This window comes from Archangium lansingense, assembly GCF_026626635.1.
Classification (GTDB): Bacteria; Myxococcota; Myxococcia; order Myxococcales; family Myxococcaceae; genus Archangium; species Archangium lansingense.
Map to the genome: position 1 here is coordinate 9,780,995 of NZ_JAPNKA010000001.1, position 23,682 is coordinate 9,804,676.

Below are 23,682 nucleotides of genomic sequence, written 5' to 3' on the forward strand. Positions count from 1 at the left end.
TCCCTCTCCCGAGGGGAGAGGGGTGTTTCTCCCTCGTGCTGCGCCTCGAGGTTACTCCTCGAGGATGAACTTGCGCGGGTTCTGCGGGATGCCGTTGACGCGCACTTCGTAGTGCAGGTGCGGACCCGTGGAGCGGCCGGTGTTGCCCACCGCCGCAATCAGCGCGCCACGCTTCACCCGGTCTCCCGCCTTCACCAGGATCTTCGCCAGGTGGCCGTAGCGCGTCTTGATGCCGTAGCCGTGGTCGACGACGATCACATTGCCGTAACCGCCCTCGAGCCCCGCGAACACCACCGTGCCGTCCGACGGCGCGAAGACGTCCTTGCCGTGCGGCGCCGCGATGTCCATACCCGCGTGCATCACCCGGTCCGCCGTGTAGGGATCCATGCGCGAGCCGAAGTCACTCGTCACCCAGCCGCGCGTCGGCCACAGCGACGGCGTGGAGGCCAGCAACGACTTCTGGTCCTGGAAGTACGCCTGCAGCTCGTGGAGGCTCTGCTCCTGCCGGGTGGCCTCGGCGCTCAGCCGGTCCAGCTTCCCCGTCAGCGCCTTGGGCGACTCCATGCTCGCCAGCTCCGTGAACTGCGTCTCCGCGGTGGGCACCCCCACCCCCGGCTCCGGCTCCACCGGACCCATGGCCAGGTTGCGCTGCGGATCCGACAACAACGTGATGGCTCGCAGCTTCTGGTCGAACCGCTCCACCCGGTCCAGCGTGGACCCGATGTGCTCAATCCGCTCGCGCACCGACTTCAACTGGCTGCGCAGCGTCAGGTTCTCCTCACGGAGAATCCGGTTCTCCGCCGCGTCCCGAGCCACCTGGAAGTAGTGAAGGGTGGCCCCCAGGGCCAGCCCCGCCAGCAGCAGAAGTCCGCCTCCCACCTGGAGGAACAGCGACTTCTGCACGCGGTAGCGCTTGACCGGAGATTCGTGGTCCGGGACCACGATCAGGGTGTAGGACTTTTTCGCCAATGCCAGCTCCCTTGTGCGCCTCAGCGCTTCGGCGTGCGTACCCGGGGCCGGAATCTAGGTCATGCCCGAGTGCGCTTCATCTCCCCCACGCCCCATCGCCCCACCATCCGTCATCCACCGTGCCTCTCAAGGCACAGGAATTGTTTGGGCAGCTACCACCCGACTTCTCAGGGTGTCAAGTGTGGACACACGACACCCAACGTCCCACGTCCATCCTGGTGGAACAATTCCAGGCGCCCACTCGGAGCGCCCTGATTATCAGGCAGAGACCTGAACGACGATGACGGTGATGTTGTCGTCACCGCCCCGCTCGTTCGCCAGGTCAATAAGCCGCTTGGGAACATCGCCGAGGTTGGCCGAGGCCTGCACCGCTTCATGCAGTTCCCGGTCCTCCACCATGTTGGCGAGGCCGTCCGAGCACAGCAGGAAGACGTCTCCTGGCTCGGCCACCACCCCCATCACGTCCACCTGGACTTCTTCTTCGAAGCCCACCGAGCGCGTGATGATGTTCTTGTAGCGGGAGTGCTTGGCCTCCTCGGGGGTGATCATCCCGGCTTTGATCTGCTCGTTGACCAACGAATGGTCCTCGGAGATCTGCTGGATGAGGGGACCCCGGACAAGGTAGGCGCGGCTGTCGCCCACGTGCGCGAAGAACGCCTGATTGTCGCGCACGACGAGCGAGATGACCGTCGTCCCCATCCCCGACAGGCGCGGATCCTCCTGCGCGGTGGTGAAGATGGCCAGACAGGCCTTCTCCACTGCCGTACGCAAGGCATCCGGCAGGAGCGCGTCCTGCAGGTTGGACGTGGTGACGAACGGGTTATCCCGACCTTCCCGGGCCCGTCGAAGCTCCTTGTCGATGGTCTCGACGGCGATGCGGGAGGCGGTACCGCCCCCAGCATGGCCACCCATGCCATCCGCGACGACATAGAGCTGGAGCTCGTCGTCGATCAGGAAGCTATCTTCATTATGGTTGCGCTTACGCCCCACATCCGTGAGGCCGGCCGAGACGACCTTCATGCGGGGAGCCGCGGTCTGCCCTGCGGTTCTGGACACGGGCTGGATGCTATGTGAGGGACCTTATCGGAGCAAGGAGGCGTTGCACGTACCTGGCTACGCACTGCGGCGCAGCCTGCCCCGGGAGCCACCCTCCGGGGCGACTTCCCGCCGGGCCCGGGGGGGTCCGGACACCCGGTGGGCCGAGCGGACCAGGGCCTCGGCCGCTCCCAGCGCCTCGCGCGTCACCTCTACCCCGGACATCATCCGAGCCAGCTCCTGGGTCCTCGCGGAGCCGGCCTCCAGGGGCACCACCTCGGAGACGGTCCGCTCGCCCTTGAGCCCCTTGCGGATGAGCAGGTGGGCGTCCGCGTAGGCCGCCACCTGCGGCAGGTGGGTGATGCACAGCACCTGACGGTGGCCACTGACGTCCCGAATCATCCGACCCACCACGTCGGCGATGGCGCCGCTCACCCCCGAATCCGCCTCGTCCAGGATGTAGCAGCCACACCCATCACTGTCCGCCAACGCACGCTTGAGGGCCAACAGGAGGCGCGACGCCTCACCGCCAGACGCCACCTTGGCGAGCTGACGGGGGGGCTCACCCGGGTTGGCGCTGAAGAAGAACTCCACATCGTCCAGGCCCTCGGCCTTGAGCTGGGTGCCGGGCATGACCCGCACCTCAAAAGCGGCCTTGCCCAGCGCGAGCATCCCCAGGCCCTCGCGCACCTGCGTCCCGAAGGAGACGGCGCACGCGGCACGCGCCCTCGAGAGGGCCTCGCCACTGCGGCGCGCCCGCTCCTCCGCGGCCTTGCGCTCGCGGGCGAGCTGCTCCAGCACCTCCTGCCGGTTGTCCAGGGTGGACAGCTCCGTCTCCAGCGCGTCGCGCTTTTGCAGCACCCCGTCCAGGGTGGTGGCGTGCTTGCGGCACAACCGCTTGAGGGCGTCCAGGCGATCCTCCACCTCACCCAGCCGGGCCGGGTCGGACTCCAGGCCCTCCACATATCTATTGAGACGGCGCTGCGCTCCCTCGAGCTCCGAGAGGGCCGCACCCAGCGCCTGCGCCACCGGGGCCAGCGTGGCGTCGCACTTCGCCGCCTCATTCACCAGCCCCAGCGCGCGGCCCACCGTCTCCACCGCGCTCGACTCCTCACCGGACAGCAGCTGCTCTGCCTCGGCGCCCTGCCGCTTGAGCTTCTCTGAACCGGCCAGCCGGCGCCGCTCGGCATCCAACCGCACGTCCTCGCCCGACTCCGGCTCCAGGCGGGTGATCTCATCCAGTTGGAAGCGCAGGAACTCGGCGCGCTCGCGCAGCCGGGACTCGTCCCCGCCCAGCGCCTCCATGCGCGACACCACCTCCGCCACGGCCGCATAGTCGCGGCCATAGGCGGCGAGCTGCTCCTCCAACCGCCCGTAGCGGTCCAGCAGCACCCGGTGCAGCCCAGCGTCGAAGAGGCTCACGTGCTCGTGCTGGCCGGCGATGTCCACCGCGCCGCGCATGAAGCGGGCCAGCACGCCCACCGTCACCATGGAACCATTGATGTAGGCCTTGGCCCGGCCATTGCGGCCCACCACCCGGCGCACCAGCACCTCTTCTCCGAGGTCCGGTACCCCCAGCTCCTCCATTCGAGCGGCCAGCACCGGGGTGCGCTCGAAGACGCCCTCCACCGAGGCCTCGTCGCAGCCCGCGCGAATGGCGTCCGCATCCGCCCGCCCGCCCAGCAACAGACCGAGGGCGTCCACCAGGATGGACTTACCCGCGCCTGTCTCGCCCGTGAGCACGGTCAGGCCGGCTCCGAACGTCACCTCCACCTCCTCAATCACCGCCACATTCGAAATGCGCAAGCCCAGCAGCACGGTGCCCTCCTTCGCCATTCGGACCGTACCTGAACAACCTATCAGTGACCTCTGACACTGTACAAGCGTTCCGTCCCGAGGCTCGTGCGGCAGCTTGCATGCACGGAGGGTGATGTGAAAAGTCAGACTCTTATGTAGTCCTCCCGGGTTACTCGCCCTGGAACAGGTCGACGATGTCCGACTCGGTCAGGAGCTTGCCGAAGTCGCCATCCGCGCTGAGCACGCCAGCGGCCAGGTCCTTCTTGCGCTTCTGGAGGCTGAGAATCTTCTCCTCCACGGTGCCGCGGGTAATCAGCTTGTAGCTGATGACGGCGCGCGTCTGGCCGATGCGGTGGGTACGGTCGGTCGCCTGGTCCTCCACGGCCGGGTTCCACCACGGATCGTAGTGGATGACGTAGTCGGCCGCGGTGAGGTTGAGGCCGGTGCCACCCGCCTTGAGGCTGATGAAGAAGAGCGGGGGGCCGTCAGGACGGTTGAACTCGTCCACCTTGCCCATGCGGTCCTTCGTCCGGCCGTCCAGGTAGAGGTAGCGCAGGCCCCGCCTGTCCGCCTCGCCCTTGAGCAGCTCCAGCATCTCGGTGAACTGGCTGAAGACGAGTGCGCGGTGGCCCTCGGCGACCAGGTCGTCCACGAGCTGGCCGAAGCGCTCCAGCTTCGCACTGCTGGGCAGCAGCGTGCCCGGAGGCATCTTGAGCAGGCGCGGATCGCAACACACCTGACGCAGGCGCATGAGCGCCGCGAGGATGGAGACACGGCTGCGCTTGAAGCCCACCTTCTCGATGGACTCGTTCACCTTGCGGCGGCTCTCCTCGAGCACCTCGCGGTAGAGGGCCGCCTGGCCGGGCTCCATCTCGCACCAGGCCACGCTCTCCGTCTTGGCGGCAGGTCCTTGGCCACCTCCGTCTTCAGACGACGCAGGATGAAGGGCTGGATGCGGCGGCGCAGGCGGTCGCGCACGTGGCTGTCGTTGGCCACCTGGATGGGCTGCTCGAAGCGGTCGCTGAAGCCCTCCGCGCTGCCGAGGAAGCCCGGCATGAGGAAGTCGAAGAGGCTCCACAGCTCGCTGAGCCGGTTCTCCAGCGGAGTACCCGTGAGCGCCAGGCGCGTGTCACTCGGCAGCGACTTGCACGCCTGCGCGGTGGCGCTGTCCGCGTTCTTGATGTTCTGCGCCTCGTCGAGGATGACGTAGCGGAAGCCCACCTCGCTGAGCGCCTCCAGGTCGCGGCGCACCAGCGCGTAGGACGTGAGCACGAGGTCCGAGCCCTTGAGGTCCTCGACGCGCTCCTTGCGATCCTGGCCGTGCCACACAATCGTCTTCAGGCCCGGGGTGAAGCGCTCGGCCTCGCGCTCCCAGTTGGCGAGCACGCTGGTGGGCGCCACCACGAGCGACGGCTTGCGGCCCTCCTCGTTGGCCACCTTCTGCAGCAGGCTCAAGGACTGGATCGTCTTCCCGAGACCCATGTCGTCCGCGAGGATGCCGGACAGCCCGTGCCGGTGGAGGAACCACAGCCAGGACAGGCCCGCCTCCTGGTAGTGGCGCAGCGTGGCCTGGAGCCCCTCGGGGAGCGCCACCTTGGGCACGCCGTTGGTGTCGCGCAGCTCGGACATCGCCTTGCGAGCCTTGGCCTCCACCTCGGTGAACTCGCCGAGCTCGATGAGCAGATCCAACGCGACGGCCTGGTGCAGCGGCAGGCGCGTGCGGGTGCGGCCGGGCATGGCACCGGCCTCTTCCAGGAGGTCCGCGGCGCGCTTGAGCTCCGCGAGGTCCGCCTCGGCGTAGGTGCCGTCCTTCAGGGGCACGAAGCGGCGGCCCGAGTCGAGCCACATGCGCACCGCGCCCAGGTCCACCGCCTGGTCATCGGTGATGAACTCGGCATCCAGATCGAACCAGCTCACCCCACTCATGCCCACGCGGATACGTGGACGCAGCTTGGGGCGCAGGCGCACCTTGGGGGCCTGCACGCCGTAGCGCTCCCAGTCCTCGGGCAGCGACGCGAGGCCGCGCGCCCAGAACTCGATGGCGCCGTCACCATTCGCCTCATAGGCATGGGTGTGGCTGTCGTAGCGCATCCCCAGCTCTTGCAGGCGCTTGCCCGCGGCGCGCTCCAGCTCCTCCCGGCGCCGGTACAGCTTGCGGCCATCGGAGCCCACGCCACTGGCGTAGCCCAGGTGCGAGGCGTTGGGGGACACGGGGACCGTGGTCTGCCCGTAGCGCGCGGCGAGCTGCACCTTCACGCGCTCGGGCGTGCCCTCGAGCGTGAGCAGGAAGCGGGGCTCCACGGACTCGTCCACGTCGATGTCATCCGCCTTGAGCGCCATCTGGAAGCGCGGCAGGTGGGCGGCGAAGAACGTGAGCACCCGGTCCAACTGACCCACCGGGAAGGCCATGGTGGGCTCCAGCAGCCACTTGCGCACCAGGCGCGGCGGCAGGTCCGGCTCCACCGGAGAGAGCGTCTGCGCGGTGATGATGTACGTGCGCATGCCCGCCAGCAGGATGGCGTCCTTGAGGGCCAGGCTCGCCCCGTCCGGCATCAACAGCTCGATGCGGGCGGTGGCTCCGTCCGGGCGGGACTCGAGGTGGATCTGCGGCCGCACCGGCTGATCCGAGAACAGGAGCGCGGTGCCGCGGTAGATGACGCGGCGCTGGCGCAGGAGCTCGAACATCTCGCACAGGTCCTCATCGGAGAGGACGATGCGCGAGTCGTACCGCTGCTCATGCTTGGCGAGCAGGATGAAGACGCGCTCGTCGGCCGGAGCGATGCGGGTGCCGGCCTGGAGCATGCGCTTGATGTGCACGGGCCCCTTCATCTGCGCGTCCTGGCGGCGCACATCCATCAGCCAGTGGCGGCCGCCGGGACCCGTATTGGAAGGAGTGAGCCGGTAGAGGAACTCGTAGTCGGGCAGGGCGGAGAGGCCCAGCCAGCTCTCCACCTTGGCGAGCGCGGGGAGGCTCACCGCGTCCATCAACGGGGACTCCCCCACGGGGACAGGTGCCTCGGAGTTGGCGTCCGCCTCCCCGTCTGGCGAGGACTCCTCGGAAGCAGCGTCGGCCTCAGCGGCGGCAGGCGCGGCAGCAGCCGGGGCGGTCGAAGCGGCGGAGGCCGCGGCCGCCGAGGAGGCAATCATCGAAGCGCGCAGACGCGCGGCATAGACGAGCGCCGCGGCCACCACGTGCTTGCAATGCGGCCCGTAGACGTTCCACGACTGGCAGGTGCACTTGGAGGTGGGCTTGCCGTCACCCACCTCCAGGGCGACTTCATAGCGCTCCTGGGGCGAGGTGGAGCCGGCCACCTGGGCGCGGATGACATTCCCCTCCCGTTGGAGACCAAAGACGCGGCGCGTCTCGGCGACTTCGCGGCCCTTCTTGAAGGTGGTGGGCTGAACCTCCGCCTTGAGGGCGCGCAGCCACTGGCCATCAAGTGGGAAGGAGGCTTCTCGGGTGTCGGCGGTGGAGGGCGGCACGTTTTCGCAAGTCCCTTCCCCCCGGTGCGAGGGGAATCCATTCGATTACCACAGACGGGGCAGGCTCCGTCGTGGGAAAAATGCAGGTCGATGGCCAGGCAATGGTTGCTCGGTCATCCACCGCACGGCTCGCGGCTGTGCGAGCATCGGCGGTCGAAATGGAACGCCCCACACGCCCCCGAGTTTTCGTCACGCGACAACTTCCTGGTGACGCGCTGGCCCGGCTGGCCGCTCAGGTCTCACTCCGGGTGTGGGAAGAGCAGTTGCCTCCCCCACGGGAGGTGCTGCTCTCCGAGGCTCGGGAGGTGGACGGGCTCATCACCCTGCTGACCGACCGGGTAGACGAGCCCCTGCTCGACGGTGCTCCCCGCCTGCGGGCGGTCAGCAACGTGGCGGTGGGCTACGACAACATCGACGTGGCGGCATGCACCGCGCGGCGTATCCCCGTGGGAAAAACACCGGGGGTCCTCACGGAGACGACGGCGGACTTCGCCTTCTCCCTGATGATGGGGCTGGCGCGGCGGGTGGCCGAGGCCGACGCGTACGTGCGGGCGGGCAAGTGGAGGATGAACCTCCCCAACGTCCTGCTCGCCCCGCATATCGCGAGCGCGAGCCATGCCACCCGTGGACGCATGGCCTCCATGGCAGTGGATAATCTCCTCGCCGCGCTGGATGGGCGGAAACCCCCTCACTGCGTCAACCCGGAGCTCTTCACATGAGCAACACCTCACCCCTGTTCATCCCCGGTCACGACTCCAACCTCCTCGAGGACGTGAAGGCCCGTGTCCGCGATGTGCCGGACTTCCCCAAGCCGGGCATCCTCTTCAAGGACGTGACGCCGGTGCTGGCGGATCCGCACCTCTTCGGGCGGGTGGTGAACGCGATGGCGGCGCCCTTCCGTGGCCGACACATCACCAAGGTGGTGGCAGTGGAGGCACGCGGCTTCCTGCTGGGAGCGCCCATCGCCCTGGCGCTGCACACGGGCTTCGCTCCGGCGCGCAAGCCGGGAAAGCTGCCGTACAAGTCGGTGATGGAGCGCTACTCGCTGGAGTACGGCGATGACGGGCTGCAACTCCACGAGGACGCGGTGAGCCGCGGGGACCGGGTGCTCATCGTGGATGATCTCCTGGCCACCGGTGGCACGGCGGCGGCGACGGCGCGCCTGGTCTCGAAGCTCGGCGGAGAGGTGGTGGGCTTCAGCTTCCTCATTTCGCTGGACTTCCTCCCCGGGCGCGAGCGGCTGGGGGCCGAGAAGGTCTGCGCGCTGCTCTCCTACTGAGCGGCGGGGCCTGCGTGGCCTTCTGAGCGCCTACTTCTGAGTGCCTACTTCTGAGTGCCTACTTCTGAGCCCCCACTCGCGCGCCCTCCCCTCTCCCCTCGGGAGAGGGACGGGGTGAGGGTATCTCGCACCCCAGGTTGAACCCCCGAGTCCAGGTTGACGCGCTGGGCCTGCGGGCTTATAAGTTGGTTAACCAACCTAGAAATGGAGCCGCGGATGGCCCGCCCATCGAACACGGAGGAGCGCCGGCAGCAGATAGTCGAGGGTCTGCTGCGAGTCATGGCCGAGCGTGGCTACGAGCGCGCGTCCATCGCGGAGATAGCGAAAGCAGCGGGGCTGAGCCCGGGGCTGGTGCACTACCACTTCACGGAGAAGCAGGAGATCCTCCTGACGCTGGTGGAGCAGCTCGCGGGGCGAGTGCGCGAGCGAGTGAAGGCGCGGCTGGAGCGGGTGAAGGGCGGAGCGCGGGCGCAGGTGGACGCCTTCCTCGACGCCTACCTGGCCACGGGGGAGGACGCGGATCCGTCCTCGGTGGCGGCCTGGGTGACCATCAGCGCCGAGGCGGTGCGCCAGCCCGAGGTGCGCGCGGCGTACGAGAAGGTGGTGCGCGCGGACCTCGAGCACCTGGAGGAACTGGTGGGCGCGGTCATCGGCCGCCGGCGGGCGCGAGCGGTGGCGGCGGGCCTCTTCGCAACGGTGCAGGGCTACTTCGTCCTCTCGGCGGCGGCTCCGGGCCTCACGCCTCCGGGCTCCGCCGCGGGCACGGTGAAGCGCATGGCCGCGGGGCTACTGGACGCGGCGGAGTCCCCGGAGGGCACATGAAGACCTCTCTGTCGACTCCGATGAAGCTCGGGTTGCTCACGAGCCTCTACCTCTCGCAGGGCCTGCCCTTCGGCTTTTTCACTCAGACGCTGCCGGTGCTGCTGCGCAAGCAGGGCATGTCGCTGCCGGACATCGGCCTGGCGAACCTGCTCGCGCTGCCCTGGGCGCTCAAGTTCCTCTGGGCGCCGCTGATGGACCGCCATGGCTCCGAGCGGCTGGGCCGACGTCGCGGCTACATCCTCCCGCTGCAGTTCCTCTCGGCGGCGCTTCTCCTGGGGCTCGCCCTTCCCGAGGGCGCGGTGAGCATCCCAGTGCTCCTGGTGGCCGTGCTGCTCGTCAACCTGCTGGCGGCCACGCAGGACGTGGCGACGGACGGGCTCGCGGTGGAGTTGCTCGAGCGCCACGAGCGCGGCTGGGGCAACGGCATCCAGGTGGCGGGCTATCGAGTGGGAATGATCCTCGGCGGCGGGCTGATGCTCATCCTCATCGACACCCTGGGCTGGCGCCCCACCCTGCTGAGCCTGGGGCTGATGCTGCTCGTGGCCACGATACCCGTGGCACTGTTCCACGAGCCCCCCTCCCCTGTGTCCGGACACGAGGCCATGAGCCTGGGGCCCTGGCTCCGCGAGTCCCTGCTGTCGTGGGTGCACCGTCCCGGCGCGGGCGCGTGGCTCACCCTGCTCGTCCTCTTCAAGGCGGGCGAGCACCTGGCGACGGGGATGCTGCGCACCTTCCTCGTCGATGCGGGGCTGGAGCTGGCCCAGGTGGGTTGGATGCTCGGCGTCGTGGGATTCACCACGGGCCTGCTGGGCGCGCTCGTGGGCGGGGCGCTCGTCAACCGGCTAAAGCAGCGGCGCGCACTGATCGTCTTCGGCACCCTGCAGGCGGCGGCGGTGCTCCTCTACGCGCTGGCCGCGCTCGGTGCCTCCATCCCCGTGCTCGCCCTCGTCTGCGGCGTGGAGCACCTGACGAGCGGGATGGCCACCGCGGCCCTCTTCACGGTGATGATGGACCATTGCCGCCCGGAGCACGCCGCGTCCGACTACACGGTGCAGGCCTCGCTCGTAGTGCTGGCCACCGGTGCTGCCGCGGCCGTGAGCGGCTTCAGCGCCCAGGCGTTCGGCTACGCGTGGCACTTCACGCTCTCGGCGGCCGTCTGCGCCCTGGCCGTCATCTGGGTGGCGCTCACCTTCCATCCTCCCCGGACGCTCGTGTCCGGGGCCCATCCGGAGGTGTCGTGATGACCATCGCCGTCTATGCCGGCAGCTTCGACCCGGTGACCGCTGGCCACCTCTCCGTCGTCCGCCAGGCCGCACGCCTCTTCGGCCATGTCGTGGTGGTGGTGGCCATCAACCCGGAGAAACACACCCTCTTCACCGTCGCCGAGCGCATGGAGCTGCTGCGCGAGGTGGTGGCGCTCCACCCCAATGTCTCCGTGGCCAGCACCGAGGGTCTCATCGTGGACTACGCACGGGCCATCGGCGCCAGCGTACTGCTGCGCGGGGTGCGCGGCGCCACGGATGCCCAGTTCGAGACGACGCTGGCCCAGGCCAACCGCGCGCTCGCCCCGGACCTGGCCACCCTCTTCCTCCCCGCCGAGTCCCACCTCGCCGAGGTCAGCAGCAGCCGCCTCAAGGAGAAGCTGGCGCGCGGCGAGGACGTTTCGGACTTCTGTCCGCCCGCCGTCGCGGCGAAGCTGCGGCAGCGGTTGAGTCCCTCCTCTCTCCGGAGCTCGTGATGAGCCTGTCCTTCCTCACCCTCGGCGTTGGCGATGCCTTCTCCGCGCTGCACTACTCCTCGTGCATGGCGCTCGAAGCCGAGGGCCAGGTGCTCCTCATCGACTGCCCCCACCCCATCCGCAAGATGATGCGCGAGGCCAGCCTCTCTTCTGGCGTGGAGCTGGACGCGGACCGCGTGTCGGGCCTCGTCCTCACCCACCTGCATGCGGACCACAGCTCGGGCGTGGAGGGGCTCGGCTACTTCTCATTCTTCGTGCTCAAACGAAAGCTACGGCTGCTCGCCCACCCGGACGTGACGCGCCGGCTGTGGGACGGCCACCTCGCCGCGGGCATGGAGGACCTCATCCGCAAACCGGGGGGCGAGCCCCAGCGCCATGGCTTCGAGGACTACTTCGAGCCCCTCCCGCTCTCCACCGAAGCCGCCGTGCGCTTTGGCCCCTTCTCCATCGAGAGCCGCCTCACGTACCACCACGTCCCCACCACGGCCCTGCGCATCCGCGCCGGAGGGCGCTGCCTGGGCTACAGCGCAGACACCGCCTACGACGAGGGCCTCATCGCCTGGCTCTCCGAGGCGGACCTCGTGGTGCACGAGACGAACTACGGCGTACACACGCCCTATGAGAAACTGGCTGCGCTGCCCGCGGCCCTGCGCGCGAAGATGCGGCTCATCCACTACCCGGATGACTTCGACCTCGGGGCGAGCAACATCGAACCGCTCGCGCAGGGACGCCGCTACACCGTGTGAGCCCTGCTCACTGAGTGAGCGGGCGTGCTCCATTCCATCCCCGTCCTGCACCGACAGTGAGGGGCCTCCGGGCCCGCCCGCCGCCTCCTGGGCAAGGAGGGAGGCGGAGATCGGCACACCGCGTCACACCTGTGTCACGTGAAAGGATGCACAACCGCGCCGGACATGGGAGATTGGCCGCCCCGACGAACACCCATGTCCCTCCCGTTCCGCTCGCCGAGCCCCCTGGCCCCAGCAGTCCTGGCCGCCCTGCTCCTCACCGCCGGTTGCGCCTCGCTGCCATGGAGCGCGCCCACGTCTCCCTCGGCCGCGGAGCCCAAATCCGACGAGAACGCGGCCTCCGAGACCGACCAGGACGACGAGCCCACCGTCACCCTCACCCTGCTGCACGTCAACGACGTGTACCAGTTCACCCCGGTGGACTTCGGGGCCCTGGGCGGACTGGGGCGGCTGTCCACCATGCGCAAGCAGGTGCTCGCCGAGTCGCCGAACACGCTGTTCCTCCTGGCCGGTGACACGCTGGGGCCCTCCGTGGAGTCCACCTTCCACAAGGGCAAGCAGATGATCGACGCGTGGAACGCCCTGGGCCTGGACTTCGCGGTGCTCGGAAACCACGAGTTCGACTTCGGCCCCGACGTGATGCGCCAGCGCATCCAGGAGTCCCGCTTCACCTGGCTGGGCGCCAACGTCATGGACAAGAAGACGGGCCGCACCTTCGGCGATACCCCGCCCTTCGTCATCCGCGAGGTGGGTGGCGTGAAGGTGGGCATCTTCGGGGTGCTGCTGGGCAAGACGAAGTACAGCTCCAAGCCGGGGCCGGACGTGTACTTCACGGACACGTGCGCCAAGGCGCGCGAGCTGGTGCCGCAGATGCGCAAGCAGGGCGCCCAGGTCATCATCGCGCTCACGCACCTGCTCGTCGCCGAGGACAAGGTGCTCGCCCGCTGCGCCCCCATCGATCTCATCATCGGCGGCCATGAGCACGTGATGATGCAGGCGGTGTCCAACGGCACGCCCATCATCAAGATGTCTTCCGAGGCGCGGGAGCTGGGGCGCGCCACCCTGCACGTGGGCACCCGGAGCGGCAAGCTCAAGAGCATGGACTTCGACATGATGCCGGTGACGTCCGAGGTGCCGGAGGACCCGGCCTTCGCCAGCGCCATGCGCGAGTACGACGCGTTGATGGCCGAGCTCTCCCAGCCCGTGGGCCGCACCCAGGTGTCCCTGGACGCCACCGAGGAGTCCAACCGCACCCATGAGACGAACCTGGGCTCCTTCGTCGCGGACGCCTACCGCAAGGTCGCCAACGCGGACGTGGCCCTCCTCAACGGCGGCTCCATCCGCTCCGATTCGGTGCTGAGGCCCGGCCCGCTCACCCGGCGCGACGTGCTGGCCATCCACCCCTACCCGGGCTCGGTGGTGAGCATCGAGGTATCGGGTGCGGTGCTGCGCCAGGCGCTCGAGCACGGCGTCAGCCGCAGCGCCGAGGAGGAGGATCCCGGCCGCTTCCCCCAGGTCTCAGGAATCCAGTACGCCTTCGACGTGTGCCGCCCCGCCGGTGACCGCATCGTCCGTGTCACCGTGAATGGCGAGCCGTTGGACCCGAAACGGACGTACTCGCTCGCCACCAACTCGTACATGTCCGCCGGCGGTGACGGGTACACCATGTTCAAGGGCTCGAAGTACCGCGTCTCGCCCGACAAGGGCCGCACCACCCAGGACGTGCTGCGCGACGCCTTCGCCTCCGCCGAGGCCATCGCCCCCACCACCAGTGGCCGCATCGAGCGGCTGCGTGGTGGCGTCCGCGAGGTCGCGCGCAAGACCGACCATGGCACCGACGACCATGGCACCGACGGCCATGCCACCGTGGTGGCATGCCCGGGCACGGCGAGCGCGGCACCGTAGGACCCACCTACAGTTCCAAAGCACGAAAGTGCTCCAGGTCTTAGATTCGGGCGCGGAAAGGATTTCTCATGACGCCCCTCGACGACCTCTTCCCTACGGACGAACAGATTCCCACCGATGTGCGCCTCCCCGGCCATCTCGAGCAACGCGAGTACCTCATCGGTGGCGAGCTGCGGCGCTGGGAGGGAGAGCTCAGCCCCGTACGGAGCCCGGTCTTCGTGAAGACCCCCCGGGGCGTGGAGCCCCGGGTCATCGGTGCCACGCCGCTGCTCACCTCCCGCGAGTCCCTCGAGGCGCTGCAGGCCGCGGTCAAGGCCTATGACCATGGCCGCGGGGCCTGGCCCACGATGCGCGTCGCCGAGCGCATCGAGCACGTCGAGCGCTTCCTCGTGGCGATGCGTGCGCAGCGCACCCCCGTGGTGAACCTGCTGATGTGGGAGATCGGCAAGACGCGGTCCGACTCCGAGAAGGAGTTCGATCGCACGGTGGACCTCATCACCGAGACGATCCGTGCCCTCAAGGAGCTGGACCGCACCTCGTCCCGCTTCGTGCAGGAGCAGGGCATCATGGCGCAGATCCGCCGGGCGCCCATCGGCGTGGCGCTGTGCATGGGCCCGTACAACTACCCGCTCAACGAGACCTTCAGCACGCTCTTCCCCGCCCTGCTCATGGGCAATGCGGTCGTTTTCAAGCCGGCGAAGTTCGGCGTGTTGCTCATCCGCCCCCTGCTGGAGGCCTTCCGCGACTGCTTCCCGCCCGGCGTCATCAACATCATCTACGGCCGGGGACGCGAGACGGTGGGCGCCCTGATGGAGAGCGGCCAGGTGGACCTCTTCGCCTTCATCGGCACCAACCGGGGCGCCAGCGAGCTCAAGCGGATGCACCCGCGCCCGCACCGGCTCAAGTCCGTGCTCGGGCTCGATGCGAAGAATCCAGCCATCATCCTGGAGGACGCCGACCTCGAGAACACCGTGAAGGAGTGCATCACCGGGACGCTGTCCTTCAACGGGCAGCGGTGCACGGCGCTCAAGCTGCTCATGGTGCAACGGCGCATCGTCGAGCCCTTCCTCGACAAGTTCACCGCCGCGGTGGACCGCCTCAAGCCGGGCATGCCCTGGGACCCGGGCGTCGCAATCACCCCCCTGCCCGAGCCGGGAAAGACGGAGTACCTGAAGGGCCTGGTTGACGATGCCGTGGCCAAGGGCGCCCGGGTCATCAATCCACTCGGGGGGCGGACGGCTCAGTCGTTCTACTCACCCGCCGTGGTCTACCCGGTGACGGGAGAGATGCGCCTGGCTCACGAGGAGCAGTTCGGCCCGGTGATACCGGTGATGGTGTTCGATGAGGACGAAGAGGTGATGCAATTCGTCGCCAACTCCCAGTTCGGCCAGCAGTTGAGCATCTTCGGACGGGACTCCGCGCGCATCGGCCGCCTCATTGACGCGTTCGCCAACCAGGTGGGCCGCATCAACCTCAACAGCCAGTGCCAGCGGGGACCGGACACGTTCCCCTTCAATGGCCGCAAGGACTCCGCCGAGGGCACGCTGTCAGTGGCGGATGCGCTGCGCGTGTTCTCGATTCGCACCCTCGTCGCGGCGAAGACGACGACCGAGAACACCACGCTGGTGCAATCCATCCTCACCCGCCGCGAGTCGGACTTCCTCACCACCGACTTCATCTTCTAACGCACGAGTCAGGCCCAGCCGCGCAGCCGGTAGACGAGACGCCCGAAGAGCTCTCGCAGCGCGTCCGTCCCGGCTGCCAGGTTGGAGGCCCGCGGCTGCCACCACGCCCCGCGCAGGTGCCAGTCGTGCGCGCGCACGTCCACCACCAGCGCGTCCGGCTTCAGCCCCACCGCCTCGAAGGTGCTCAGCGCCCGCGGCATGTGCGCCGCGCTCGTCACCAGCACCAGCCGCTGCCAGCCTCGCTCCCGGATGAGGCGCTCCGACTCCACCGCGTTCTCCCGCGTGTTGCGGCTGCGCCCCTCCAGGACGATGCGCTCCGGCTCAATCCCCCACAGCCGGAGCTGCCGCGCCAGGATGTCCGCCTCCACCAGCGCTCCGGGCCTCGTGTCCAGCGTCCCCCCCGACAGCAGCACCTGGCGCGCCCTCCCCTGCCGCAGCAGCTCGTACCCCCGGAGAATTCGCTCCACCGGGTGGGTGTACTCGGGCAGTCCCGAGCGCTCGGTGGCGTCCGCGTCCACCGCTCCGCCCAGCACGATGACGGCGTCGTAGACCACGTCTGGCCGATACGTGGACACCGCGCCCGCCTCCACCCACCGCTGCAGTCCATTGGCCACCGGCTCGAGGGAGAAGACGTACACCACCAGCAGCCCCAGCACTTGCAGCCCCACCGCCAGCCTCGCCCGCCTCCGGCGCAGCAGCAGGCCCACGCATCCCAGAAGGAGGCCCCAGGAGAGCGGCGCGAGCAGCAGGTCCAACACCTTCGACAGGAAGACGAACACGCCGCGCTACCGCTCGCCCCAGTGGAGCTTCTGCCGGAGGATGGTGAAGTAGCCCACGCGGGTGTTGCGCACCAGGTTCACCCGGTTGGGCGAGCGCACCACCTCGATGATGTCCTCGCACTGGAGGCTGTGACCCGTCTGTCCGTCCAGCGTGAGGAAGGTGTCCGCCGTCTCGCTGGCCAGCTTGATGCGGATGGTGCGGTCCGCCGGCACGATGATGGAGCGGTGCGTGAGCGCGTGCGAGCAGATGGGCGTGAGCACCGTGCAATCCACCGAGGGGTGGACGATGGGCCCGCCCGCCGACAGCGAGTACGCGGTGGAGCCGGTGGGCGTAGCCAGGATGACGCCGTCCGCCTTGTACGTGGCGATGGGGATGTCCTCGATGGACACCTCGTGGTCCGCGATGCGGGCCAGCGCGCCCTTGTTGATGACCACGTCGTTGAGGACCTCGTCCTGCACCACCACCTTGCCGTCGCGCACCAACCGGCAGCAGAGCTTCATCCGGGAGTCCGTCTTGAAGCGGCCGGCGAGCACCTCATCCAGCGCGAGGAACAGCTCCTCGACGGGGATCTCCGTCATGAAACCCAGGCTGCCCAGGTTGACCCCGAGAATCGGCGTGGGGCGCCCGTCCAGCAACCGGGCCGCGTGGATGAGGGTGCCATCTCCACCCAGCACCACCACCAGATCCGCCCGGGAGGCCAGCTCGCGGTCCTCCACCCGGGGCCAGCCAAGCGTATGGGCCAGGAGCCGGTCTCCCAGCACCTCATAGGTGGGGTAGCGTTCGCGGATCCGCGCGGCGAGCTCCGCCGCCTCGGGCTTGTCCTTCTTCGCAACGAGCACCAGGGTCTGCACGATGGACCCAGGTTCTAGTCCAGGCGGCCGGGGGGGCGCTGGACGAAATGGCCGCTTCGATGACCCTGTGACACGTGGGTCCCTGGCGGCAGGATTGCGCTATGGACCTCTTCGAGCATGCCGGCCAGAAGGACCAGGCCGCCCTGGCCCCCCTGGCCGAGCGGATGCGCCCCACCCGTCTGGAGGAGTTCGTCGGACAGGAGCACCTGACGGGCGAGGGCCGCTTTCTCCGCCGGGCCATCCAGCAGGACCAGGTGCCCTCCCTCATCCTCTGGGGGCCCCCGGGGACGGGCAAGACGACGCTCGCTCACGTCATCGCCAAATCCACCGGTGCCGCCTTCGAGTCCCTCTCCGCCGTGCTCTCCGGCGTGAAGGACATCCGCGAGACGGTGGCCCGCGCCCAGGAGCGCTGGAGGATGAATCGTCAGCGCACCCTGCTCTTCGTGGATGAGATCCACCGCTTCAACAAGGCGCAGCAGGACGCGCTGCTCCCCCATGTAGAGAAGGGCACGGTCACCCTCATTGGGGCCACCACGGAGAACCCCTCCTTCGAGGTGAACGCCGCGCTCCTGTCCCGAGCCCGCGTCGTCACCCTGCGCGGGCTGGAGGAGGAGGAGCTGGTGGCGCTGCTGCGCCGGGCGGTGGTGGACCCCAAGGGCCTGGGCGGCAGAGTCGGGGTGGAGGACGAGGCGCTCACCTTCATCGTCCAGGCCTCGGGAGGCGACGCGCGCAGGGCGCTCACCGCACTGGAGGCGGCAGCCGCGCATGGTGGCACCCGGGTGGACAAGGCCATCGCCGAGGAGGCCATGCAGCACAAGGCGCTCCTCTACGACAAGGGCGGCGAGGAGCACTACAACGTCATCAGCGCCTTCATCAAATCCATGCGCGGCTCGGACGTGGACGCCGCGCTGTACTGGATGACGCGCATGCTGGAGGCGGGCGAGGACCCCGTCTTCATCTTCCGGCGCATGGTCATCTTCGCCTCGGAGGACATTGGCAACGCGGACCCGCGGGCGCTGAGCGTGGCGGTGGACGCGCTGCGGGCCTTCGAGCTGGTGGGCCTGCCCGAGGGCACCCTGCCCCTCACCCAGGCGGTGACGTACCTGGCGCTGGCACCCAAGTCGAACGCCGTGCTCACCGCGTATGCCGCGGCGCGCACCGCCGTCACCGAGGGCGGACCCCTGCCCGTGCCCATGCACCTGCGCAACGCACCCACGAAGCTGATGAAGTCACTCGGGTACGGCGCCGGCTACAAGTACCCGCATAATTTCGAGGGCAACTACGTCCCCGAGGACTACCTCCCCGAGGCCCTGCGCGACCGGCGCTTCTACCAACCCACGCGCAACGGCCTCGAGCAGGAGTTGGCGGAGCGCTACGAGGACATCCAGCGACAACTCCAGAACCGCTCCCGCGAACCGGGCGAGGAGGGCTGAACCCTCCTCAACCCTCGGACCGACTCAGGAGGCGGCCTCGAGCGCGTCGTCCTCGTCGCCGTCCTTGCCGCGCTTCATGGAGCGCCCGGCCACCTCGTACTGCTTGAGGAGGCGGCGGAAGTTGGAGCGGTCCACGCCTGCGGCGCGAGCGGCGCTGGAGACGTTGTGGTTGTGCTTCTCGAGCAACGCGGTGAGGTAGCGCCGCTCGAAGGCGCGCATGGCCAGCCGCTTCGCCTGGGCGTACGGCAGGTGCGCGAGGCTGAAGACCTCCACCTGAGCTCCGGCCTGCGGCGCGTCCTGGAAGCCCGGCGGCAGGTCGTCGACGTCCAGCACCTCCTTGGAGGTGAGCACCACCGCGCGCTCGATGACGTTCTCCAGCTCGCGCACGTTGCCCGTCCACCGGTTGCAGGTGAGCGCCTCCATCGCGTGCGGCGTGAAGCCCGTCACCCGCTTGCCCACCTTCGCCACGTACAGCTTGAGGAAGTGGTGCGCCAGCAGCGGCACGTCCTCGGGCCTGTCTCTCAGCGGCGGCAGGTCAATGGTGATGACGTTGAGCCGGTAGAACAGGTCCTCACGGAACTTGCCCTGCTCCTTGGCCCGGTTCAGGTCCACGTGCGTCGCGGCGATGACGCGCACGTCCACCTTCACCGGCTCGTTGGCCCCCACCCGCTTCACCTCGCCCTCCTGCAGCACGCGCAGCAGGCGGACCTGGGTGGCGGGAGGCACGTCGCCAATCTCGTCCAGGAAGATGGTGCCGCCGTCGGCCGCCTCGAAGAGGCCCTTCTTGTTGGCCGTGGCTCCGGTGAAGCTGCCCTTCACGTGGCCGAAGAGCTCGCTCTCCAGCAGCGTGTCCGTCAGCGCCGAGCAGTTGACGGCCACGAAGGGCTTGTCCTTGCGCGCGCTGCGGTAGTGGATGGCCCGGGCCACCAGCTCCTTGCCCGTGCCGCTCTCGCCCTGCACGAGCACCGTGGCCGTCGAGTGGCTCACCGTCTCCACCAGCTTGAAGACGCCGCGCATCTGCGACGACTGGCCGATGAGCTCCTCGAACTGGTTGCGCGCGGTGAGCGCCTCCTCCAGCGCCCGCGCCCTGTCTCGCAGCGCCTTGCGCTCGGCGGCCTTGGCCACCGTCATGCTCACTTCGTCGATGTTCTCGAAGGGCTTGGTGAGGTAGTCGTACGCCCCGGCCTTCACCGCCTCCACCGCCGTCTCCACGGTGGCGAAGGCCGTCATCATGATGACCTCGACGTCCGGCCGCGCGGCCTTGATTCCGCGCAGCAGATCCATCCCGGACAGGTTGGGCATCTTGATGTCCAGGACGGCCACGTCGATGGACGGGTCCTTCGCCGCCGTCAGTCCTTCCACGGCGTCGTCGATGGAGACGACCTGGTAGTTCTCCCGCTTGAGGATGGACGTGACCGCCTTGAGGACGATCGGATCGTCATCCACGACCAGGATCTTGGCGCGCATGGCGCCGGCAGTAGCTGGCTGCGGATTCACGGCAACCTCTCGAGCTGCAAGGGAATGGGGATGTAGACGGTGAAGCGAGAACCCTCACCCATCTGGGTGTCCACCTTGATGACGCCGCCGTGGTCCTCGACGATGCGGTAGGCGATCGACAGGCCCAGGCCGGTACCCTGGCCAGGCGGCTTGGTGGTGAACGACGGCTCGAAGATGCGCCCCATGTGGCGATCCTCGATGCCCGTGCCCGTGTCGGCGACCCGGAAGTAGCACCGGTCGCCATCCTTCCCTGTCTCCAGACACAGCACGCCACCCGCGGGGGGCAGCGCGTGCAGCCCGTTCTGCAGCAGGTTGAGCATCACCTGCGACAGTTGTCCCGGGTCTCCGAACAGCTCCGGCAGGTCCTCCGCCAGGCGCAGCTCCAGCCGTACCTTGGAGTACGACTTGAGCTGGGCCCCGAAGAGCACCGCCGAGTCCTCCGCGCACTTGTTGAGCTGGAAGGCCCGGCGATCCTCCGTCCGGCTGTGGCGGCTGAACTTCAGCAGGCTCTCCACGATGCGCTTGCAGCGCAGCGCGCTCTCCTCGATGAGGTCCAACTGCTCCAAATCCCCAGCGTTGCGGCCATCGTCGCGCTTCATCAACTGCGCGAAGGCGAGGATGCCGCCCAGCGGGTTGTTGATCTCATGCGCCACGCCGCCAGCGAGCTGGCCCACCGCCGCCATCTTCTCCGTGTCGATGAGCCGGCGCGTCATCTCGCGCTCGTCGCTGATGTCCCGGTAGGAGCACACCGCTCGCCCCTCGGACGTCAGCGGGTAGGCCGCCATGGCGTAGGTGCGCCCGCGCTGGCTGATCTCCGCACGCGCGCCCTTGCCGCTCTGCAGCGCCTCGGGCAGCGGACAGCCCGCGCAGGGCGTGTCCCGGTCGAACAGCAGCTTGTGACACCGAGGCTCGGCGCCCTCCTCGGACAGCTCGGACAGCGGCTCCTTGAGCCGATCCCCGGCCAGGTCCGTGTACGCCCGGTTGGCGCGGCGCACCCCGAAGTCCCGGCGCACCACCGCCAGCGGCGTCTCGATGGAGTCGAACGACAGCTCCCACTCGCGCTTGGCCTGGCTCAGCAGGTGCGTGCGCAACGCCACCCGCGTCTCCAGCTCCGCGTTGAGCCGCCGCAGCTCCTCGTTCTGCTGCTGCGTCACCCGGAGCAGCCGCTCATTCTCCGCCTGGAGCGCGTATTGCTCGAAGGCGCTCTTGACCGTCAGCACCAGATGGCTGTCGTTCCAAGGCTTGGAGATGAACCGGAAGATCTCCGACCGGTTGATGGCTTCCTCGATCGCCTGCTGATCCGCCTGGCCGGTGAGCATGATGCGCTGGGCCCGTGGCACCTGCGCCTTCACCCGGCTGAGGAACTCCACCCCGTTCATCCCCGGCATTCGAAAGTCGGAGATGACCACCTCGGGCGTGAAGCGTTCGAGGGCCTTGAGGCCCTCCTCCGCATCAGAGGCCGTCTCGATCTGCCAATCGCCGCGACGGAGTACCCGCCGGATGGACTTCAGGATGTACTCCTCGTCGTCCACCAGCAGCAGCCGTCCGCGTGGCACCGCTCCCTGTGTCTGCGCCAGTTCCAGTGGCAACCTCGTCCTGGGTCCGAGACCCGAGCATTTGCAATGACGCTGCCAACGTCCAACCCCTCGCAAAGCCCCCTGATACCGGGTGCTTCTACACCCGGGGCTCGCTTCCACCCTGGGTCCCTCAATACCCCGACCCAGGAATCGGGTCAATGTTGACCCACTCTGAGTATGGGGAACAGGCTAACGAGGGGTGGGTCTATCGAAGGGTGAGGGGGCGACGTAGAGGCAGATGCGGTTCCGGCCCTCGTCCTTGGCGCGGTAGAGGGCCTGGTCGGCGGAGTGCACCAGCTGCTCGGCGCTGTTGACGGCGTGGTGCGGGAAGGTGGAGACGCCCAGCGAGGCCGTGACGCGCAAGGTGCGCTCGGGACCGGTGAGCAGTACTCCCAGCTCGCGCCAGACACGCTCGGCCACGGTGAGGGCGCCGGCCAGCGGGGTGCGCGGCAGGAGGATGGCGAACTCCTCGCCTCCATAGCGGGCAAGCAGGTCCGTCTCGCGCACGCTGCGCTGCAGGGAGGCCGCCACGTCGCGCAGCACGATGTCGCCCACCTGGTGGCCGTGGGTGTCGTTGAAGGCCTTGAAGTGGTCCAGGTCGATGAGGATGAGCGACAGCGTGTCGTCGTAGCGCTGGGCGCGCCGGAACTCCTCACGCAGCCGCTCCTGGAAGTAGCGGTGGTTGTGGACCCCGGTGAGCCCGTCGGTGACGGACAGGCGCTCCAGGGAGGTCACCCGGGTGAGGAGCTCGTTGAGGCGCTCGCGCTCCTGGAGACACTTCCCCATGCGGGCCACCAGCTCATCGGTGTCCGCCGGGGTGCGCACCACCTCGGCCCCCAGCCGCAGCACGGCCACGACCGCGGCGCGCTCCTCGGTGGGCACCAACGCGAGGATGGAGGGGCCCGTCCCGTCGTCGTCCCGGGCCATCAAGTGCTGCAGCAATGCGCGAGAGGGCCCCCCGGCGGGACCCAGGACGAGGAGCACCAGATCGGCTTCGGCGAGAAGGCGTTGAGCCTCCGAGCCGGCCGAGACCAATCGGACGGAGAAGCCCTCCTGCTCCAGTGTGCTCGCCAGCTCCGCCTGCCGCTCGGGCAGTTCGTCCACCAACAGAATGAGGCGCCTGTCTCCCACATCTATCCCCGAAACCAACCCAAGCCCTCACGCTACCACGCCCCCGTGAAGACTCGCGACCGTTGGATTGCGCATGCCCTCCAATGTTTGATAGCCAGCCGCCTCGGTTCCGCCACGTCCGTCACAAGGGCATCGCCTCGAGGTCTCATCGTGGGAAAATCCCCCAGCATCAGTCTCTTCTTTCCCGCCTGGAACGAGGAGGACTATGTGGAGCGCTCGGTCACCCGAGCCATGGATGTGCTCCCCCGGCTGACGGACGACTTTGAGATCATCGTCGTCAACGATGCCTCCACGGACCGCACCCAGGAGGTCTGCGAGCAGCTGGCCGCGCGCATCCCCCAGCTCCGGGTCATCACCCACCCGGTGAACCTGAAGCTGGGCGGGGCCATGCGCACCGGCCTGTCCGCGTCCACCAAGGACATCGTGGTGTACTCGGACATGGACCTGCCCTTCGACCTGAAGGAGCTGGAGCGGGCGATGCACCTGATGAAGTACCTGGAGGCGGACATGCTCTGCGCCTTCCGGTTCGACCGCACCAGCGAGGGGCCCAAGCGGATTGTGTACTCGTTCGCCTACAACATGCTCATCCGCACGCTGTTCGGTGTCCACGTGAAGGACATCAACTTCAGCTTCAAGGTGATACACCGGCGGGTGCTGGAGGCGGTGGAGCTCAACAGCCAGGGCTCCTTCATCGACGCGGAGCTGGTGGTGAAGGCCATCCACCAGGGATTCAAGGTGTTCCAGATGGGCGTGGACTACTTCCCGCGTACGCGCGGCGTGTCCACGCTGTCCTCGCCCGCCGTCATCGCGAAGATGGTGCGGGAGCTGATGAAGCTGTACCCGGAGACGCGCCATCCGCAGGCGGCCAGGCGTCCGGTGCGGCTGCCGCCCTCGGTGGCCCCGCTGCATGGCTCGGCGCGAGAGCGCGACAAGGCACGCGGCCACGGGTAGCGC

18 protein-coding genes and 1 pseudogene are annotated in these 23,682 nt (G+C 68.5%); 10 read left to right on the forward strand and 9 right to left on the reverse strand.

Features of this window, described 5'->3' with window-relative positions; genetic code table 11:
• Positions 1-51: 51 nt before the first annotated feature.
• The 4 genes and pseudogenes from OV287_RS38855 to OV287_RS38870 all read right to left on the reverse strand — a co-directional run bounded on the left by OV287_RS38855 (position 52) and on the right by OV287_RS38870 (position 7,284).
• Positions 52-969, reverse strand: coding sequence for a M23 family metallopeptidase (locus OV287_RS38855; RefSeq protein ID WP_267539095.1), 918 nt, complete (start codon positions 967-969; stop codon positions 52-54).
• 258 nt (positions 970-1,227) lie between these two features.
• Positions 1,228-1,989 carry a Stp1/IreP family PP2C-type Ser/Thr phosphatase gene (locus OV287_RS38860; RefSeq protein WP_267539096.1) on the reverse strand — a complete coding sequence of 254 codons (762 nt, stop codon included), beginning with the start codon at positions 1,987-1,989 and terminating at the stop codon, positions 1,228-1,230.
• Positions 1,990-2,082: 93 nt separating this feature from the next.
• Positions 2,083-3,822 (reverse strand): DNA repair protein RecN, encoded by a 1,740-nt coding sequence (gene recN, locus OV287_RS38865; protein WP_308809845.1) that lies wholly within the window; start codon positions 3,820-3,822, stop codon positions 2,083-2,085.
• A 148-nt stretch (positions 3,823-3,970) separates the two neighbouring features.
• Positions 3,971-7,284 (reverse strand): annotated as a pseudogene (locus tag OV287_RS38870) (DEAD/DEAH box helicase).
• 158 nt (positions 7,285-7,442) lie between these two features.
• Here OV287_RS38870 and OV287_RS38875 point away from each other — a divergent pair.
• The 8 genes from OV287_RS38875 (at position 7,443) to OV287_RS38910 (ending at position 15,459) form a co-directional block, all read left to right on the forward strand.
• Positions 7,443-8,003 (forward strand): Rossmann-fold NAD(P)-binding domain-containing protein, encoded by a 561-nt coding sequence (locus OV287_RS38875; protein ID WP_267539098.1) that lies wholly within the window; start codon positions 7,443-7,445, stop codon positions 8,001-8,003.
• Positions 8,000-8,563 (forward strand): adenine phosphoribosyltransferase, encoded by a 564-nt coding sequence (locus tag OV287_RS38880; RefSeq protein ID WP_267539099.1) that lies wholly within the window; start codon positions 8,000-8,002, stop codon positions 8,561-8,563. Before OV287_RS38875 ends, OV287_RS38880 begins: the two co-directional genes overlap by 4 nt.
• Before the next feature lie 216 nt (positions 8,564-8,779).
• Positions 8,780-9,385 (forward strand): TetR/AcrR family transcriptional regulator, encoded by a 606-nt coding sequence (locus OV287_RS38885; RefSeq protein ID WP_267539100.1) that lies wholly within the window; start codon positions 8,780-8,782, stop codon positions 9,383-9,385.
• Entirely contained in the window at positions 9,382-10,626 is a 1,245-nt protein-coding gene (locus OV287_RS38890) for an MFS transporter (protein ID WP_267539101.1), read from the forward strand. The genes OV287_RS38885 and OV287_RS38890 overlap by 4 nt, the downstream gene beginning before the upstream one ends.
• On the forward strand, positions 10,626-11,123 hold the full coding sequence (gene coaD, locus OV287_RS38895; RefSeq protein WP_267542492.1) for a pantetheine-phosphate adenylyltransferase: 498 nt from the start codon (positions 10,626-10,628) through the stop codon (positions 11,121-11,123). The genes OV287_RS38890 and coaD overlap by 1 nt, the downstream gene beginning before the upstream one ends.
• Entirely contained in the window at positions 11,123-11,869 is a 747-nt protein-coding gene (locus OV287_RS38900) for an MBL fold metallo-hydrolase (protein WP_267539102.1), read from the forward strand. The genes coaD and OV287_RS38900 overlap by 1 nt, the downstream gene beginning before the upstream one ends.
• Before the next feature lie 195 nt (positions 11,870-12,064).
• Positions 12,065-13,774: a bifunctional metallophosphatase/5'-nucleotidase gene (locus OV287_RS38905; protein ID WP_267539103.1), complete on the forward strand. Its 1,710-nt coding sequence runs from the start codon at positions 12,065-12,067 to the stop codon at positions 13,772-13,774.
• A 68-nt stretch (positions 13,775-13,842) separates the two neighbouring features.
• Positions 13,843-15,459: an NADP-dependent glyceraldehyde-3-phosphate dehydrogenase gene (locus OV287_RS38910; protein ID WP_267539104.1), complete on the forward strand. Its 1,617-nt coding sequence runs from the start codon at positions 13,843-13,845 to the stop codon at positions 15,457-15,459.
• 8 nt (positions 15,460-15,467) lie between these two features.
• Here the strand turns inward: OV287_RS38910 and OV287_RS38915 are convergent, their stop codons facing one another.
• Together OV287_RS38915 and OV287_RS38920 are read right to left on the reverse strand one after the other, a co-directional pair.
• On the reverse strand, positions 15,468-16,238 hold the full coding sequence (locus OV287_RS38915) for a YdcF family protein (RefSeq protein ID WP_267539105.1): 771 nt from the start codon (positions 16,236-16,238) through the stop codon (positions 15,468-15,470).
• Positions 16,239-16,244: 6 nt separating this feature from the next.
• Complete coding sequence (locus OV287_RS38920; RefSeq protein ID WP_267539106.1) at positions 16,245-17,090, reverse strand: NAD(+)/NADH kinase; 846 nt, start codon at positions 17,088-17,090, stop codon at positions 16,245-16,247.
• A gap of 101 nt (positions 17,091-17,191) precedes the next feature.
• On the opposite strand from OV287_RS38920, the gene OV287_RS38925 reads away from it, so the two are divergent.
• Positions 17,192-18,523, forward strand: coding sequence for a replication-associated recombination protein A (locus OV287_RS38925; RefSeq protein ID WP_267539107.1), 1,332 nt, complete (start codon positions 17,192-17,194; stop codon positions 18,521-18,523).
• A gap of 24 nt (positions 18,524-18,547) precedes the next feature.
• Here OV287_RS38925 and OV287_RS38930 read toward each other — a convergent pair whose 3' ends face one another.
• From OV287_RS38930 to OV287_RS38940, 3 genes are all read right to left on the reverse strand, one after another.
• Positions 18,548-19,990, reverse strand: coding sequence for a sigma-54-dependent transcriptional regulator (locus OV287_RS38930; RefSeq protein WP_267542493.1), 1,443 nt, complete (start codon positions 19,988-19,990; stop codon positions 18,548-18,550).
• A gap of 26 nt (positions 19,991-20,016) precedes the next feature.
• Positions 20,017-21,603 carry a response regulator gene (locus OV287_RS38935; RefSeq protein ID WP_267542494.1) on the reverse strand — a complete coding sequence of 529 codons (1,587 nt, stop codon included), beginning with the start codon at positions 21,601-21,603 and terminating at the stop codon, positions 20,017-20,019.
• A 183-nt stretch (positions 21,604-21,786) separates the two neighbouring features.
• Positions 21,787-22,728, reverse strand: coding sequence for a GGDEF domain-containing response regulator (locus tag OV287_RS38940; protein WP_267539108.1), 942 nt, complete (start codon positions 22,726-22,728; stop codon positions 21,787-21,789).
• Positions 22,729-22,878: 150 nt separating this feature from the next.
• On the opposite strand from OV287_RS38940, the gene OV287_RS38945 reads away from it, so the two are divergent.
• Positions 22,879-23,679: a glycosyltransferase family 2 protein gene (locus OV287_RS38945; protein WP_267539109.1), complete on the forward strand. Its 801-nt coding sequence runs from the start codon at positions 22,879-22,881 to the stop codon at positions 23,677-23,679.
• The last annotated feature ends 3 nt before the right edge of the window (positions 23,680-23,682 follow it).